This is a genomic window from Methylobacterium sp. C33D (assembly GCF_053345825.1).
On sequence record NZ_JBKFAV010000026.1, the window covers coordinates 1 to 14,644 of the forward strand.

Sequence of the window (14,644 nt, forward strand, 5' to 3'; positions counted from 1 at the left end):
CGCCGCCTCGGCGACCCGGGCGTTGTAGCCGTCGATGTTCCGGACGGCGATCTTGGCCATCTTCTTGTAGCGCTCCTCCATCTCGCGCACGGCCCATTTGAGGGCGATGACCGCCTTCTTGGGATCGGTGACGACGGGGGAGAGCAGGTGCGGGATGCCGTCGTAGACCGACAGCTCCAGCATCTTCGGGTCGACCATGATCAGCCGGCACTCCTCCGGCTTCAGCCGGTAGAGCAGCGACAGGATCATGGTGTTGATCGCCACCGACTTGCCCGAGCCGGTCGTGCCGGCGACCAGGAGGTGCGGCATGCGCGCGAGGTCGGCGATGATCGGCTCGCCGCCGATGTTCTTGCCCAGGCACAGAGCCAGCTTGTGCTTGCTCTCGGCGAAGTCCGTCGAGGCCAGAAGCTCGCGCAGGTACACCGTCTCGCGCTTGGCGTTCGGCAGCTCGATGCCGATGGCGTTCCGGCCGGGCACGACCGCGACGCGGGCCGAGACCGCCGACATCGACCGGGCGATGTCGTCGGCGAGCGCGATCACGCGGCTGGACTTGGTGCCGGGCGCGGGCTCGAGCTCGTAGAGGGTGACGACCGGGCCCGGCCGCACCGCCAGGATGTCGCCGCGCACGCCGAAATCGCCGAGCGTCGCCTCCAGCAGCGTGGCGTTCTGCTCCAGGGCGTCGGCCGAGATCAGGCTCGCCTGGGACGGGCCGCGGGGGGCCGCCAGCAGGTCGAGGGCGGGCAGGGCGTAATCCTCGGGGCGGACGGGCGGCGCCGGCGCGCGCCTCGCCGGCACGGGCGCGGCGGGCGGCGGCGCCACTCGCGACGCGGTCGGCTCGGCCCGCGGCGGGACCGGGCGCTGCGGCGCCTCGAACGCGTCCGGATCGTCCTCCGCGTCGTCCCGCGGCGGCGCGGCGCGGCGGGAGGACGCCGCGGGGGGCTCCTCGGACGCGTCGAAGACGGGCTCGCGCCGGCTCGCGCCGGCCGGCCGGCCCTCGGGCAGGTGGTCGGCCCAGGGGAGGTCCGCGTCCGTGAAGGCGCGGCGAGCCGCGAGGGCGGGCGACGCGCCGTCGATCGGCTCGGCCCGGCCGGCGCGCCACGCGGCGATCCGGTCGGCCGCGGCGCCGCGCAGGCCCATCAGGCCCTGCGCCAGGGCGCCGACGCCCACGAGGCCGAGGCTCGGCTCGTCGGCATCCTCGCGCTCGTCGCGGCCCGAATCCCGCCCCCGGTCCGGCGCGCGCCGGATCGGGTAGGGGTCGTCGTGCAGGGAATCCTCCTCGACGGCGCCGAACCGGCAGGCGCCGGTCAGGCTGAGGATCGCCACCGCGGCGTAGCCGAAGCCCACGAGATGGGCCGCCGCCGACGAGACCGCGCCGACGATCACCCGCGCCATCGACAGCAGGCCGTCGCCGGCCACGCCGCCGAGGCCCGTGGGCAGCGGCCAGCGGGTCGTCGGCGGGAGCGCGCTCGCCACCGCGCTCGCGGCGCAGAAGCCGATGATCCAGAGGGCGATGCGCAGCCCGCCCTCGGGCAGGTCGCGCTCCCGCATCAGCCGGATGCCCCAGAGCACCGGCGGCAGCACGAAGGCCAGGGAGCCCAGGCCCAGGATCTGCATGGCGAGGTCGGCCACGACGGCGCCCGGCTGGCCGAGGACGTTGTGGGCGGCGTGGTCTGTGGCGTGATTGAGGCTCGGGTCGTCGATCGACCACGTGGCCAGCGCCACGGTCAGGGCGACCGCGCCGGTGAACAGCACGAAGCCGCCGAGCTCCGTCAGGCGCTTGCCCAGGAACGGGCGAACGCTGTCGACGAAAGTCTCGTAGGGCGATGCGGGACGGCGAAGCGAGCGCATGCGGGACCGGACGCGAAACGGGGACTTACCCCGGAGGCTAGGCACGAGCGCCTTAACGACCCGCTAAGGTTGAGGAAGGCTGACCGGCCGCCGGCCGGGCATCCCCAGGCCGTCGCGGCGGCACCCGGGAGGATGCAAAAGCCGCCCCGCTGTGGCACAGGAGCGGCCATGAACATCGACGGCCAGCCCTACCGCACGATCTTCCCGGACCCGGACGGCGTCAGCGTCCAGGTGATCGACCAGACCCGCCTGCCCTTCGCGTTCGAGCTGAAGCGCTTGGCCACGCTGGAGGACGCCGCGGTGGCGATCCGCACGATGATCGTGCGGGGCGCGCCGCTGATCGGCGTCACGGCCGCCTACGGACTGGCGCTCGCCATGCGGGCCGACGCCTCGCACGAGGGGATCGACCGGGCGGTGGCGACCCTCGCGGCGACGCGGCCGACGGCGATCAACCTGCGCTGGGCGCTGGACCGGGTGTCCGCCAACCTGCGCCAGGTCGCGCCGGACGAGCGCTTCGCCCGCGCCTTCGCGGAGGCCGGCCGCATCGCCGAGGAGGACGTGGCGAGCTGCCGCTCGATCGGCGCCCACGGCGGCCAGGTCATCGCCGACCTGCACGCCGCCCGGGGCGGCGACCGGCCGGTCACCGTGCTGACGCACTGCAACGCCGGCTGGCTGGCCACGGTGGACTGGGGCACGGCGCTGGCGCCGATCTACGCCGCCCACGAGCGGGGCGTGCCGGTCCACGTCCTGGTCGACGAGACCCGGCCGCGCAGCCAGGGCGCCGCGCTCACGGCCTTCGAGCTGAACGGCCACGGCGTGCCGCACACGGTCATCGCCGACAATGCCGGCGGCCACCTCATGCAGCACGGCGGCGTCGATCTCTGCATCGTCGGCTCGGACCGGACCACGGCGAGCGGCGACGTCTGCAACAAGATCGGCACCTACCTGAAGGCGCTAGCGGCCCACGACAACGGCGTGCCGTTCTACGCCGCCCTGCCGTTCTCGACCATCGACTGGACGCTCGAGGACGGGGTCAGGGAGATCCCGATCGAGGAGCGCGACGGGCGCGAGGTCACCCACATGACCGGCCGGCTGCCCGACGGCGGCTTCGCCACGATCGAGGTCGTCTCCCCCGGCAGCCCGGTGGCCAATCCCGCCTTCGACGTGACCCCGTCGCGCCTCGTGACCGGGATCATCACCGAGCGCGGCATCTGCGCGGCGAGCCGCGAGGGCCTGTACGGGCTCTACCCGGAGCGCCGCCGGGCGGCGTGAGACCCGCCCGGCCCGGTCGGCTCAGGGCTCCCACTGGTGGAAGACCGCGCTGTCGAAGCTGAAGACCGCCTCGCCGCGCTGGTTGACCCCGGTGTTGCGCGCGAAGGCCAGCCCCCAGCCGGGCCGCGACGCCGAGGCGCGCTTGTCGGTGAGCTTGGCGCTGAAGCGGACCGTGTCGCCCGCGTAGACCGGCTTCAGCCAGCGCAGGTTCTTGAACCCGGGTGAGGGCCCCGCCTCCGGGACCGGCCCGCGGGTGGCCGTGTAGGCGGCGTCCCGGGCGCGGGTCGTGAGCATCCGGTTCATGTAGGCGGCCGCCGTGTGCCAGCCGGAGGCGCAGAGGCCGCCGAAATGGCTGCGCTTGGCCGCGGCGTGGTCGAGGTGGAAGGCCTGCGGGTCGTAGGCCCGCGCGAAGGCCACGATCGCCTCGGCGCTGAACGGGTAAGCGCCCAGCTCCCGCACGGCCCCGATCTCGGCGTCCCGCAGGAACGGCAGGATCTCGGCATCCTCCGGCTCGGTGACCGGCCCCGGCACGCCGATCTCCACGGGCCGCGGGGGCAGGGGATCGGTGCCGCGGCGGGCCAGCATGAAGGTGAAGCGCTGGGTCAGCACGGTCTCGGCCCGCTGGTTGGCGAGGGCGACCTCGGCGGTCAGGAAGCCGAGGCCCGGCTTCGAGGCCGAGTCGCGCAGGCCCGCGACCCGGAAGGTCAGGGTCAGGGCGTCCCCCGGCAGGACCGGCGCGAGCCAGCGCAGCTCGTCGATGCCGGGCGCGCCCAGCGACGAGCCGCCCCGGAACGGCCCCTGCTGGAGCAGCCGCATGCCCAGGGCCGCCGTGTGCCAGCCCGAGCCGATCAGCCGGCCCGCGAAGGTCGTCTCCGCCGCCGCCTCGTCGAGGTGGAAGGGCTGGAAGTCGAACGCCCGCGCGAAGCCCACGATGGCGTCGCGGGTCACCGTCAGCGGCGCCCCGACGATCACGTCGCCGACGGAGAAGTCTTCCAGGGCGGGATCGGGCAGGACGGGATCGGGCATGGCGGGCTCGTCACGGTGATCGGTGGGGTGGGCGATCGGGATCGCCGTCTCTGCGAGCGGAGCGAAGCTATCCAGGCGGCGCAGCGCTCACCGGAGTCGCGCCGCCCTGGGTCGCGTCGCCCTGGGTCGCGTCGCCCTGGGTCGCGTCGCTGCGCGCGCGATGACGGGTGCCGGACCTCAGTTGGCGAAGCGGAAGTGCAGCACGTCGCCGTCCTGCACCACGTAATCCTTGCCCTCCAGCCGGAGCTTGCCGGCGTCCCGGGCGCCGGCCTCGCCGTTGAGCGCCGTGTAGTCCTTGAACGCGATGGTCTCGGCGCGGATGAAGCCCTTCTCGAAATCCGAGTGGATCACCCCGGCCGCCCCGGGGGCGCGGGTGCCCTTGGTGATCGTCCAGGCGCGGGCCTCCTTGGGGCCGACCGTGAAGTAGGTGACGAGGCCGAGGAGGTCGTAGCCGGCGCGGATCACCCGGTTCAGGCCCGGCTCGGCGAGGCCCACCGCCTCCAGGAACTCGGCCTGGTCGGCCTCCGGCATCACGGCGATCTCGCTCTCGATCTTGGCCGAGACCACCACCGCCACGGCGCCCTCCGCCTTGGCGCGGGCGAAGACCGCGTCCGAGTAGGCGTTGCCCTTGTCGGCGTCGCCCTCGTCGACGTTGCAGACGTAGAGGACGGGCTTGGCGGTCATCAGGCCGAGCGACTGGAACAGCCTCTCCTCGTCGGGCTTGCGCTCCACGAGGCGGGCGGGCTTGCCGTCGCGCAGGAGCGGGAGCGCCCGGTTGACGAGGTCGAGGGTCTCCTTGGCCTCCTTGTCGGCGCCCTTGGCCTTCTTCTCCAGCGCCTGGGCGCGGCGCTCCAGGCTGTCGAGGTCGGCGAGCATCAGCTCGGTCTCGATGGTCTCGATGTCGGCGGCCGGATCGACCTTGCCCTCCACGTGGGTGACGTCGCCGTCCGTGAAGCAGCGGACCACGTGGGCGATGGCGTCGACCTCGCGGATATTGGCGAGGAACTGGTTGCCCAGGCCCTCGCCCTTGGAGGCGCCGCGCACGAGGCCGGCGATGTCCACGAAGGTCAGCCGCGTCGGGATGATCTCCTTCGAGGCGGCGATCCGGGCGAGGTCACTCAGCCGCGGATCCGGCACCGCCACCTCGCCGACATTCGGCTCGATGGTGCAGAACGGGTAGTTCGCCGCCTGGGCGGCCGCCGTCTGCGTCAGCGCGTTGAAGAGGGTCGACTTGCCGACGTTCGGCAGGCCGACGATGCCGCATTTGAAGCCCATGGGTCAGTTCCGTCGCAGCGCGTCGTCGGGCGACGCGCGGAATGGGTTGATGAGAATCGGGCCCGCGAACACGACGCCGCGCGCCCTGTCCTCGGTCGAGCGCGCGCGGCACCGACGCGCCGGGCCGCGGCCGCCGGGAGGCAATCGAACCGCCGACAGCCGGGCGCGACGCGCACCGCCTTCATCGGACCCTCTCGCCCGCCCCGATATCCCGTCCCCGTGTGGGCGTGTCAATTTCTGGCGCCCAGCGTCTTCACGTCGTCCCAGCCGCGGCCGGCCATGGCGAGGTGGACCTTGTTCTGGAAGCTCGCGTCCTCGCCGGCGGCAAGCAGGGCGGCGTGGTCGGCCACCGCCCGGCAGAGATCCTCGACCCAGGGCAGCTCGGCCTTGCCGAAATCGTTGAGCACGTAGGCGTGGACCAGCGCCTTGTCGCCGGGATGGCCGATGCCGAGCCGGACCCGGCGGTAGTCGTTGCCGCACTGCGCGGTGATCGAGCGCAGGCCGTTATGGCCGGCATTGCCGCCGCCGAGCTTCACCCGGAGCTTGGCGGGGGCGAGGTCGAGCTCGTCGTGCAGGACGATCACGTCGGCCAGCGGGATCTTGTAGAAGCGCTGCGCCTCCGAGACCGCGCGGCCGGACTCGTTCATGAAGGTCGAGGGCTTCAGCAGGATCGCCCGCTCCGTGCCCAGCACCACCTCGGCGGCCTCGCCCTGGAAGCGGTGGCGGAACGGGCTCGCCCGGTGCTGGCGGGCGATCGCGTCGACGGCGAGGAAGCCGATATTGTGGCGGTTGCCCGCGTAGCGCGCGCCCGGGTTTCCGAGGCCGACGATCAGCCGCATGGTCTGCATCCCTTTCAGGCCGCGGTCTGTGCCACGCTTCGGCGCGGGACGCATCCCCGGCCGTGCCCGGACCCCGTCGCGCGCCGTCGGGCCCGCGCCGCGTCTCCCCGTGCGCCAGCGCACGGCAGCGGTCGAACCCGGGGCAGAGTATCCCCGTTGAGAGGTCACATTCGGCCAAGCAAAGCCGGAGCGATCAAGACCGCCGCCCAGCGCATCGCGACGACGATCTTCCTCACTCGACACGGTTGACCGGATGACTTCCCGCTGAAGTCATACGAGAACATCAGGAGATCATCATGACCGTTCGCATGCTCGCCGCCGCCGCCCTGGTCGCCGCGGTCGCCACGCCCGCTCTCGCGCAGGGCCTGGACTCGAAGCACGCGCCCTACCCGGCCTCGGCCTATTCGGGCTGGGTCGGGAACGCCCCCGTCCTGTACCGGGACGCCGCCGGCCCGGCGCGGCCGGCCGCCTACCGCTACAGCGGCCCGCATGCCGGCGGCCCGGCCAACGCCCTGCCGCGGTTCTGACGGGCGGCCGGTCCCGCGGGACGGCCGCGGGACCGGTTACCGGGATGCCGTCCGTCAGGACGGCAGGACGGGCTGACCGGCCCGCGCCTCGGTCCCGTCGCTCGAAGCCGAGGCTCCGCCATCCGCAACCGTCGCGGCCCGGATCTCCCCGGGCCGCAGGGTTCCGACCAGAAGGTCGACCTGACTGACGAGGCGCACGAGCGACTGTCCGCGATCCAGCGCCGGCCGCTCGGGCACGGGCCTGTCGGCGCCCAGGGCCGCCAGGGTCGCGGTGATCCAGGCCCGCCACGGCTCCGCCTCCGGGGCGGCCGCCTCCGGGGCGTGCCGCAGGACGATCAGCCGGGCGCTGATCCGGCGCAGGGTCGCGTCGGCCACCAGGGCGGATTCCACCTCCGGGTGGCTGCCGGCCCGGGGCTGCTGCAGGGCGCGGGAGAGCGCCGCTTCCAGATCGTTGAGGGCGAGGCCGGCCTCGCGGCTCTGCGCCGCGATCGCGGCCTCGCGGCCCTCGCCGGGCGGCGCGCGGAGCACCGCCTCGGCGAGGCCGGCCTGGGCCTTCAGCGCCCGGCGCAGCTCCTGCCGGACCTGATCGGGCTCCCAGATCGGCCAGAGCACGAGGCAGCTCGCCACCGCGATCACGCCGCCCAGCACCGTGAAGCCGCCCCGCATGGCGACGATCTCCCAGGAGCTGTGGCCGGGCTCCAGCAACTCGACGAGCAGCACCACGAGGGGCGTCAGGCAGGTGACGAAGAACCCGTACGAGATCTGGCGCGCCGCGAAGCCGACGATGCTGAGCACGAGGATGAGCCCGGCCTCCGCCAGCGGGCTCGTGGCGTAGTAGGCGAGCACGGCGCCGACGAGGCCGCCCAGCACCGTGCCGCCGATCCGCTCCAGGGCCCGCTGCCACGTCGCCGCGTAGAAGGGCTGCATGGTGAGCACCACGGTCATCACCAGCCAGTGCGTGAAGGCGCCCGCGTAGGTCAGAGTCGCGGCGAGCGCCGGCGCCGCGACCGCGCTCGCCCGCAGGGCGTGCCGCAGGTTGGGCGAGGCCAGGGTGAAGTTCTGCGCCAGGGGCCCGACGTAGCGGGTCCAGCGGTCGAGGCTGCCGCCCTCCGTGATCGTGCCGCCGGGCCGGTAGCCCTCCGGCGTCGACAGCTTGGCGCCGAGCCGCACGCGCCCGGCGATCCGGTCGGCGAGGCGGGCCAGGGTCGGGTCCTCCGACAGGCCCTCGGCCACCCGGGCGATGGAGTGCTCCAGGCGGGCGAGGTCGAGGTTGACGTCGTCGCGGATCGCCCGGGCGATGGTCACCAGCAGGGGGCGCAGGCGCCGCAGGAAGACCTTGGCGAGCGCCCGGCGGCGCGCGTCGGGCCGGCTGTCGATCAGCTCGCCCACGGCGATCAGCGCGGCGAAGATCTGCTCGGCGCTCTCCAGGCGCAGCAGGGCCTGGGCGGTGCGGTCCGAGACGCGCTCGCGGGAGCGGGCGAGGTCGAGGATCATGGTCCGGGCGGTCTCGATGCTCGCCCGCACGCCGCGGCGGTGACCCCGCGCGTGGCCGTCGAAGGCGGCCGTGTCGGGCTCCGGCAGGGCGACGAGCCGCTCGAGGTCGCCGCAGAGCCGGGCGAGATTGTGCCAGACCTCCGCCACCGCCCGGTGGGCCGGGCGGTACGGGTGCAGCCGCCAGATCACCAGGGCCAGGAAGGTCGCCCAGAGGCCGCCGGCCGCGAACATCGCCGCGGTGACGGCGGCCTGCGCGCCGTCGAGCGGCCGGTCGAGGGCGATGCACAGCACCACGACGAGCACGTTGCCGGCCGACTGGGCCTGCACGCTCCAGACCCGCGCGTACGAGCAGGCGAAGATCAGCGCGCAGGCGACGGGGACGACCACCGGCAGGCCGAGGGGCTGGATCAGGCCGAGGCCGGCCCAGAGCAGGCCGCCGAGGACCGAGAAGGCGGTGAGGACGCGCAGGCGCGCGCGCATCGGGCCGCCGTTGTCGCAGAAGCAGGCGAGGTTGGCGGCGAGCGCCATGGTCAGCAGCGGCGACCACTGGATCCAGAGGTTGAGGAGGATGACGACGCCGAACGCGAAGGCGGCGCGCACGCCCTCTACGAGCCGCACGTTCCGGAGATCGAGGCCCGTGGGCAGGCGCCGCAGGTCGCCGCCCGGCCGGCTCAGGCTGCCCCGGCCGGCGGCGAGGCGGCGCCGGACACGTCCGGGGGGCGAGGCTGTGGGACTCGGCGCGGTCAAGCTCGGTCTCCCGGCGGGGCGCGGCGCCCCGGCATGAACCGCGCTCCGGCCTGACCGGATCCGCGGCGGCGCGCAACCCCGGCTTGCGGCCGGCGCGGGCGGCGTGTCCCGGGCATCGCCGCACGACACCCTCTCCGCGTCCCAGGCCCGACCGGGGATGCCGGGCCGGTCCACGTCCCGCGCGCTTGACCCTCGGGCGAGCCCGTGGCTTCTGGGGCCGCCTGGTCCCGACTCCGTAGCTCAGCTGGATAGAGCAGCCGCCTTCTAAGCGGCAGGTCGTAGGTTCGAGCCCTACCGGGGTCGCCAGGTGTTTCAGCGACTCGAAGCTCCCTAACGGGTGTGGCGTTTGACCTGGAGGCTGTTGCGGACTGCAGCGAAGTCGGCGGCCGTGCGAAGGAGCAGGACGCTGAAGGCGACGCGATGCAATCCGGCCGGAGTCCCGGGCAAGCGCTCGTAGTCGCGAGCCAGTCGGCGGAAACGGGCCATCCGGGCGAAGGCGCGCTCGACGACCCATCGGCGTGGCAGCAGCACGAAGCCGCGCTTGGCCTCGGGTAGCTTCACGACCTCCAGGGCGATGCCGTGATCGACGGAGGCGAGGTCCAGGCTGTCGCCGGTCGCCTCCTGCACGGCATCAGCCAAGGTGGCCACGGCGGCGCGGTCACCGGCATCGGCGGGCGTGACGTGCAGCGCCGGCACCTGACCGCGCGTATCGACGGCCGCGTGCGGTTTGGAGCCCCGGGTGCGCCTATGTCCGTCCCAGGCGGCGCGGGCCCCACTCTCGGGCGTCGAGCGCGGCGTCCGGCTGTCGAGCACCGCGGCCGAAGGGCCTTCGGCACGGCCCCGAGGCCGAGCGCAGCACGGCGCGGGCCGGCGCGAAGTTCTGCACCTGCCGCACACTGAAGCGGACCTACGGGCCTATGCTCGCGATCCTGCGGAATGCATGATCCGAGTGGGCCGCCGGCTCGGCCCGGATCGGATGGCGGGTCGCCCACTCGACCCTGACCCGGCCGACAGCGCCCTAGCCGTGATCGGCCCGCCGGATGCGCTGGCTCTGCTGCCCGAGGCCCTCTATCCCTAGCGAGACCGTGTCGCCCGGCTGCAACCAGACGGGCGTGGGCTTGATCCCCATGCCGACGCCCGGCGGCGTGCCCGTCGCGATGATGTCGCCGGGCAAGAGCGTCATGTATCGGCTGCAATAGGCGATGATCTCGCGAACGCCGAAAATCATCGTGCGCGTATTGCCCGTCTGACGGCGGGTTCCGTTCACGTCGAGCCACATGTCGAGCTGCTGCGGATCGTGGATCTCGTCCTTCGTCACGAGCCAGGGTCCGATCGGACCGAACGTATCGCATCCCTTGCCCTTGTCCCATTGGCTGGACTGAAGCTGGAAGGCCCGCTCGGAGACGTCGTTCACGACGCAGTATCCGGCGACATGGTCGAGAGCCTGTTCCTCGGTGACGTACCGCGCCGTCGATCCGATCACGACGCCGAGCTCCACTTCCCAGTCGAGCTTCGTGGAGTCGCGGGGCTGGATCGTGTCATCGTTCGGCCCGCAGACGGCGCTCGGAGCCTTGAGGAAGATGATCGGCTCGCTCGGGATGGCCATGCTGGCCTCGGCCGCGTGGTCCGAGTAGTTGAGCCCGATGCAGATGAACTTCGAGAGGCCCGTGAACGGAACGCCGAGGCGGGGGCTTCCTTCTACCTGGGGCAGGCGCGTCGGATCCGTCTGCGTGATCCTGGCGAGACCGTCGGGGGTGAGTTCGGACGGGCCAAGATCGCGGCACACCGACGAGAGGTCGCGGAGGACGCCCGCAGCATCGACCAGAGCAGGCCGCTCGGACCCGACCTCACCGTAGCGACAGAGCTTCATCGATCATCTCCGGATCAGGGGCGATTCAGGTGGGCGGAAACCGGTCCAGCAGGTACCCCTTCAGCGAAGGAGCCGAGCCAGTCGCGGGCGAGGGTCACGTCGGCCGCCGTCAGGTCATGGCCGCAGGGTAGGACATGGTGGGCCGCCTCGGCGCCCTGCTCGGACAGGCGAAGCGTCAAATCAGCCCCGAGTTCCGGCGGCGCGATCGAATCCATCTCGCCCGAGACGACGACGGCGCGCCGCCCGACGAGGGCAGCGGGCGCGGTACCGGTCAGCGGTGGAACGGCGCGCAACAGCATCGCGCCCGTCAGAAGAGCGGGATGCAGAAGCATGAGTGCGGCCGCGATGTTGGCGCCGTTCGAGAAGCCGAGGGCAAGCGGGGGCCCGAAGCCGTAACGGTCGCGGGCGGCCGCGACGAAGGCCGCCAGCTCATCGGCTCGGCGGACGACCTCGGATGAATCGAAACGACCGTCCGGATGGCGGGCGAAGTGGCGCAGCTTGCCGCCTTCCGATACGGCCCCGCGGACAGCCAGCATCGGCGCGCCGGAGGCCGCTGCCTGAGCAAAGGGCACAAGCTCGTCTTCGTCACCTCCGGTGCCGTGCAGGAGGAGGAGCGGCGACCCACCCCCTTCCGACGCATGCCAGCGGTGGGCCAAGCTATCGAGGCTCACCGGCCTGCCTCCGGCCCGAAAGCGAGCCCGGAGGTGGCGGGGTGGGGCGTGACTCGCGTGAACGGGCGGCGTGTCGCCAGGAGTAGCACCAAGATGCCCGTCAGCATCAGGCCCGTCATGAACCACAGGCCGGGCGTCAGGCTCCCCGTCGCGTTCCGGATCCAGCCGAGCAGGAAGGGGCTCACGAAGCCACCCGTGAGGCCAAGGCAATTGATCAGCGCGAGCCCGCCCGCGGCCGAACGCTCGGGAAGATAGGCCATCGGGATGCCGTAGAAGATCGGCATCGCGCCGAAGAGCGTCGCGGTCGCGACGGAGAGCAGTGCCAGGACCACTGGAAGGTTCGCGCCGGCGAGGGACGCCCCGACCAGCGCGCAGGCACCGACACCGACACAGACGGCGTAGTGCCACCGCCGCTCCTGCCGCCGGTCCGAGCGTCGGGACAGCCACACCATGCCGATGCCGCCGACCGCATAGGGGATTACGGACCATAGGCCGATCGCGGCGGCTCCCTGGACTCCGGCGGCCTGCATCATCACGGGCATCCAGAAGGTGATCGCGTAGAGCCCGCAGACGAGGGTGAAGTACGCCAGCGCGAGGACGTAGATCCGCGGGTCGCGGAACGCCGCACCGAATGCGTGACCGCCGGCAGCCAAGTTCGCGTCCCTGTCGATCTCCGCCAGGAGGCGCGTCTTCTCAGAAGGTGTCAGCCAGGGAGCATCCTGAGGCTTATCGACGAGGATCCGGAGTGCGACGAGCCCGAGAAGCACGGCCGGCATGCCCTCCAGAAGGAACATCCACTGCCAGCCCCTGAGCCCGAGGACGCCCTGCATGCCTTCGAGGATGAAGCCCGAAACGGGTGCGCCGATCACGCCGGCGAGCATGCTGCCGCTCAGGAAGATCGCGGTCATCTCCGCCCGGCGCCGGTTCGGATACCAGAGCGTCAGGTAGTACATCACCCCGGGAGCGAGGCCAGCCTCGAACGCGCCCAGGATCAGCCTCAGCGCGTAGAACGAATGGGGCCCGGTGATGAACATCGTCGCCGAGGAGGCGAGCCCCCACAGGATCAGGATGCGCGCCAGCGTCCGCCGGGCGCCGACGCGCTGAAGGACGACATTGCTCGGGACTTCGCACAGAAAGTAGCTGACGAAGAACAGCCCGGCGGCGAGGCCGTAGACCGCGTCGTTGAAGCCCAGCTCCGCGCGCATGTGCAACTGCGCGTAGCCGATGTTCACCCGGTCGAGATAGGCAGCCACGTAGCACGCGAAGAGGAACGGCAGCAGCCGCCACTGCAATTTTCGATAGAGTGCGGCGCCATCCACATCATCCGTCGCGAATGACTCGGCCGGCGGTCGGCCGAGCACGGGCGGATCACCTCCGGGCGTCACGTCCATATTAATGATCTCCCTATCCTGTTCCGGAACTTCCGTCCGGTTCGAGGGCGCGCCGGGCGCAAGCTCTCTCGCGCACGCCCTCAGAGGCGTGAGAACCAGTCCTCCAGTTCGATATTGAGGGGGAGGAGGATGCGAACGACGCAGTTGTACCAAGCCGTCGTCAGGACCAATTCCAGTCGCTCCTGCTCGTCCAGGAATCCGCACAATTCGGCCCAGAGGCCGTCATCGACACGGCCGGTCCGCGTCACGTCCCGGGCGAACCGCATGACGGCGCGTTCGGAAGTGGTGAACTGGTCATCCGTCTCAAACTCCGCGAGCTGCTGCAGCTTGGCTCGGGGCAGCCCGGCCTTCACCGCCGAGTTCCAGTGATGCGCGACCTCGTAGTCAGCCCGCGTCTCGAGCCCGACGGTCAGGACGGCCAGTTCGCGAAGTTGCCGGTCGAGCAGAGTGCTCTGGCGCAGCGACATCGCCATCGCGAGGACCCCGTCACACAGGGCAGGCGCGTTCGCGACGGCGAGAAAGACGTTCTCGACCGGCTTTCCCCGCAGCGCTTCCAGGCGGTCGAACAAGCCCTGGTGATCTGGTCCGACGCTGTCCCGGCTCGCGTTCCCAATCCTCGGCACTTCGAGCTCCCAATCAGGGCGTTGCGCGGGGTGGCGGGCCATGAGGGAGGGGGCCGCCGGCCCGGCACCAGCACCGTATAGCGCGCCGGGTTGCATCGATATAATGATATCGATGCATTCAATTGATCGATGCCGTCGATCGAACGGGCAGACCGATGGAACTCCGTCACCTGCGTTACTTCGTGGCTCTGGCCGAGCACCTGAGCTTCACCCGGGCCGCGCGGCAGACGCACATCACCCAATCGACCCTGTCTCACCAGATCCGGCAACTGGAGGATCAGGTCGGGCAGCGCCTGTTCGACCGCGTCGGCAAGCGCGTGTTCCTCACTGAAGCCGGGCAGAACCTGCTGCCCCGTGTCCTGCGGGCCCTCGGCGAACTGGACGAGGGGCTTCGGGCGCTCTCCCCCCAGGATCAGGTCCTGACCGGTTGGCTCAGGATCGCCGCGACGCATACCTTCAACGTCAATCTCGTCCCCGCCTGCCTGACCGAGTTCCTCACCCGCAATCCCTCGATGCGCGTCGTCGTGGAGGAACTCGCCGCGAGCGTGATCGAGGAGCGGCTCCTGGCCGGTGCCCTCGATCTCGGTATCTCCTACAGGCCGGACCACCAGCAGGATCTCGCCTTCGAACCCCTCTATGACGAGCCTCTGGATCTCGTGCTGTCGCCTGACCACCGATGGGCAACCAGGAAATGGGTCCGGATGGCGGAACTCCACCATCAGCCGGTCGTGTTGCTCTCACCGGAATTCACCACGCGCAGGCTGCTGGATGAGTGCTTCCGGCAATGCGGTGCCGTCCCGCACGTCTTCGCGGAGATGAACACGATCGGTCCGATCCTCGGTCTCGTTCGGCGCATGAACATCGTCGCGATCCTGTCGAGACAGGCCGTCCCAGAGGATGGGACGCTTCTGTCGGTTCCTCTGGAAACGCCCACGCCTGTGCGGAGCCCCGGCGTGCTACTGCGCCGGAACGAAGTGCCGCCTCCGCACGTCGCATCCTTCCTGCACACGCTCCGTCGAGCCTGCGATAAGATTTCTCGCCCGCCACGTCAGTTGTAACGG

Annotated in this window: 12 protein-coding genes, 1 tRNA gene and 1 pseudogene; 4 read left to right on the forward strand and 10 right to left on the reverse strand. The window is 71.6% G+C overall.

All coding sequences use genetic code 11. The features are described from left to right. A partial coding sequence (locus ACLBXO_RS20360) for a DNA translocase FtsK 4TM domain-containing protein (protein ID WP_447686488.1) occupies positions 1-1,848 on the reverse strand: 1,848 nt, incomplete at its 3' end. Between the two features lie 168 nt (positions 1,849-2,016). Between ACLBXO_RS20360 and mtnA the strand changes: the two genes are divergently transcribed. Further along, the gene (mtnA, locus tag ACLBXO_RS20365; protein WP_447686489.1) at positions 2,017-3,120 is read left to right on the forward strand and encodes an S-methyl-5-thioribose-1-phosphate isomerase; all 1,104 of its coding nucleotides are present in this window, start codon (positions 2,017-2,019) and stop codon (positions 3,118-3,120) included. A 21-nt stretch (positions 3,121-3,141) separates the two neighbouring features. Here the strand turns inward: mtnA and ACLBXO_RS20370 are convergent, their stop codons facing one another. The 3 genes from ACLBXO_RS20370 to pth form a co-directional block, all read right to left on the reverse strand. Then, positions 3,142-4,131 carry a MaoC/PaaZ C-terminal domain-containing protein gene (locus tag ACLBXO_RS20370; protein WP_447686534.1) on the reverse strand — a complete coding sequence of 330 codons (990 nt, stop codon included), beginning with the start codon at positions 4,129-4,131 and terminating at the stop codon, positions 3,142-3,144. A 192-nt stretch (positions 4,132-4,323) separates the two neighbouring features. After that, on the reverse strand, positions 4,324-5,421 hold the full coding sequence (gene ychF, locus ACLBXO_RS20375) for a redox-regulated ATPase YchF (protein WP_331315999.1): 1,098 nt from the start codon (positions 5,419-5,421) through the stop codon (positions 4,324-4,326). Between the two features lie 230 nt (positions 5,422-5,651). Next, positions 5,652-6,260 carry an aminoacyl-tRNA hydrolase gene (gene pth / locus ACLBXO_RS20380; RefSeq protein ID WP_091682753.1) on the reverse strand — a complete coding sequence of 203 codons (609 nt, stop codon included), beginning with the start codon at positions 6,258-6,260 and terminating at the stop codon, positions 5,652-5,654. A gap of 296 nt (positions 6,261-6,556) precedes the next feature. Here pth and ACLBXO_RS20385 point away from each other — a divergent pair, with 296 nt between their 5' ends. Then, positions 6,557-6,787 (forward strand): hypothetical protein, encoded by a 231-nt coding sequence (locus tag ACLBXO_RS20385; RefSeq protein ID WP_331316000.1) that lies wholly within the window; start codon positions 6,557-6,559, stop codon positions 6,785-6,787. A 54-nt stretch (positions 6,788-6,841) separates the two neighbouring features. Here the strand turns inward: ACLBXO_RS20385 and ACLBXO_RS20390 are convergent, their stop codons facing one another. Next, positions 6,842-9,028 carry an FUSC family protein gene (locus ACLBXO_RS20390; protein WP_447686490.1) on the reverse strand — a complete coding sequence of 729 codons (2,187 nt, stop codon included), beginning with the start codon at positions 9,026-9,028 and terminating at the stop codon, positions 6,842-6,844. Positions 9,029-9,257: 229 nt separating this feature from the next. Here ACLBXO_RS20390 and ACLBXO_RS20395 point away from each other — a divergent pair. Further along, a tRNA-Arg gene (locus ACLBXO_RS20395) sits at positions 9,258-9,334 on the forward strand. A 24-nt stretch (positions 9,335-9,358) separates the two neighbouring features. On the opposite strand, the pseudogene ACLBXO_RS20400 reads toward ACLBXO_RS20395, so the two are convergent. From ACLBXO_RS20400 to ACLBXO_RS20420, 5 genes and pseudogenes are all read right to left on the reverse strand, one after another. Beyond that, positions 9,359-9,893: pseudogene (locus ACLBXO_RS20400) on the reverse strand (transposase); the annotation flags it as partial. Positions 9,894-10,046: 153 nt separating this feature from the next. Further along, complete coding sequence (locus tag ACLBXO_RS20405) at positions 10,047-10,898, reverse strand: fumarylacetoacetate hydrolase family protein (RefSeq protein WP_447686491.1); 852 nt, start codon at positions 10,896-10,898, stop codon at positions 10,047-10,049. Positions 10,899-10,912: 14 nt separating this feature from the next. Then, the gene (locus ACLBXO_RS20410; RefSeq protein ID WP_447686492.1) at positions 10,913-11,569 is read right to left on the reverse strand and encodes an alpha/beta hydrolase; all 657 of its coding nucleotides are present in this window, start codon (positions 11,567-11,569) and stop codon (positions 10,913-10,915) included. Next, positions 11,566-12,960 (reverse strand): MFS transporter, encoded by a 1,395-nt coding sequence (locus ACLBXO_RS20415; RefSeq protein WP_447686493.1) that lies wholly within the window; start codon positions 12,958-12,960, stop codon positions 11,566-11,568. The genes ACLBXO_RS20410 and ACLBXO_RS20415 overlap by 4 nt, the downstream gene beginning before the upstream one ends. A gap of 80 nt (positions 12,961-13,040) precedes the next feature. Next, the gene (locus tag ACLBXO_RS20420) at positions 13,041-13,529 is read right to left on the reverse strand and encodes a carboxymuconolactone decarboxylase family protein (protein ID WP_331315952.1); all 489 of its coding nucleotides are present in this window, start codon (positions 13,527-13,529) and stop codon (positions 13,041-13,043) included. A gap of 176 nt (positions 13,530-13,705) precedes the next feature. On the opposite strand from ACLBXO_RS20420, the gene ACLBXO_RS20425 reads away from it, so the two are divergent. Beyond that, positions 13,706-14,641 carry a LysR substrate-binding domain-containing protein gene (locus ACLBXO_RS20425; protein WP_447686494.1) on the forward strand — a complete coding sequence of 312 codons (936 nt, stop codon included), beginning with the start codon at positions 13,706-13,708 and terminating at the stop codon, positions 14,639-14,641. The last annotated feature ends 3 nt before the right edge of the window (positions 14,642-14,644 follow it).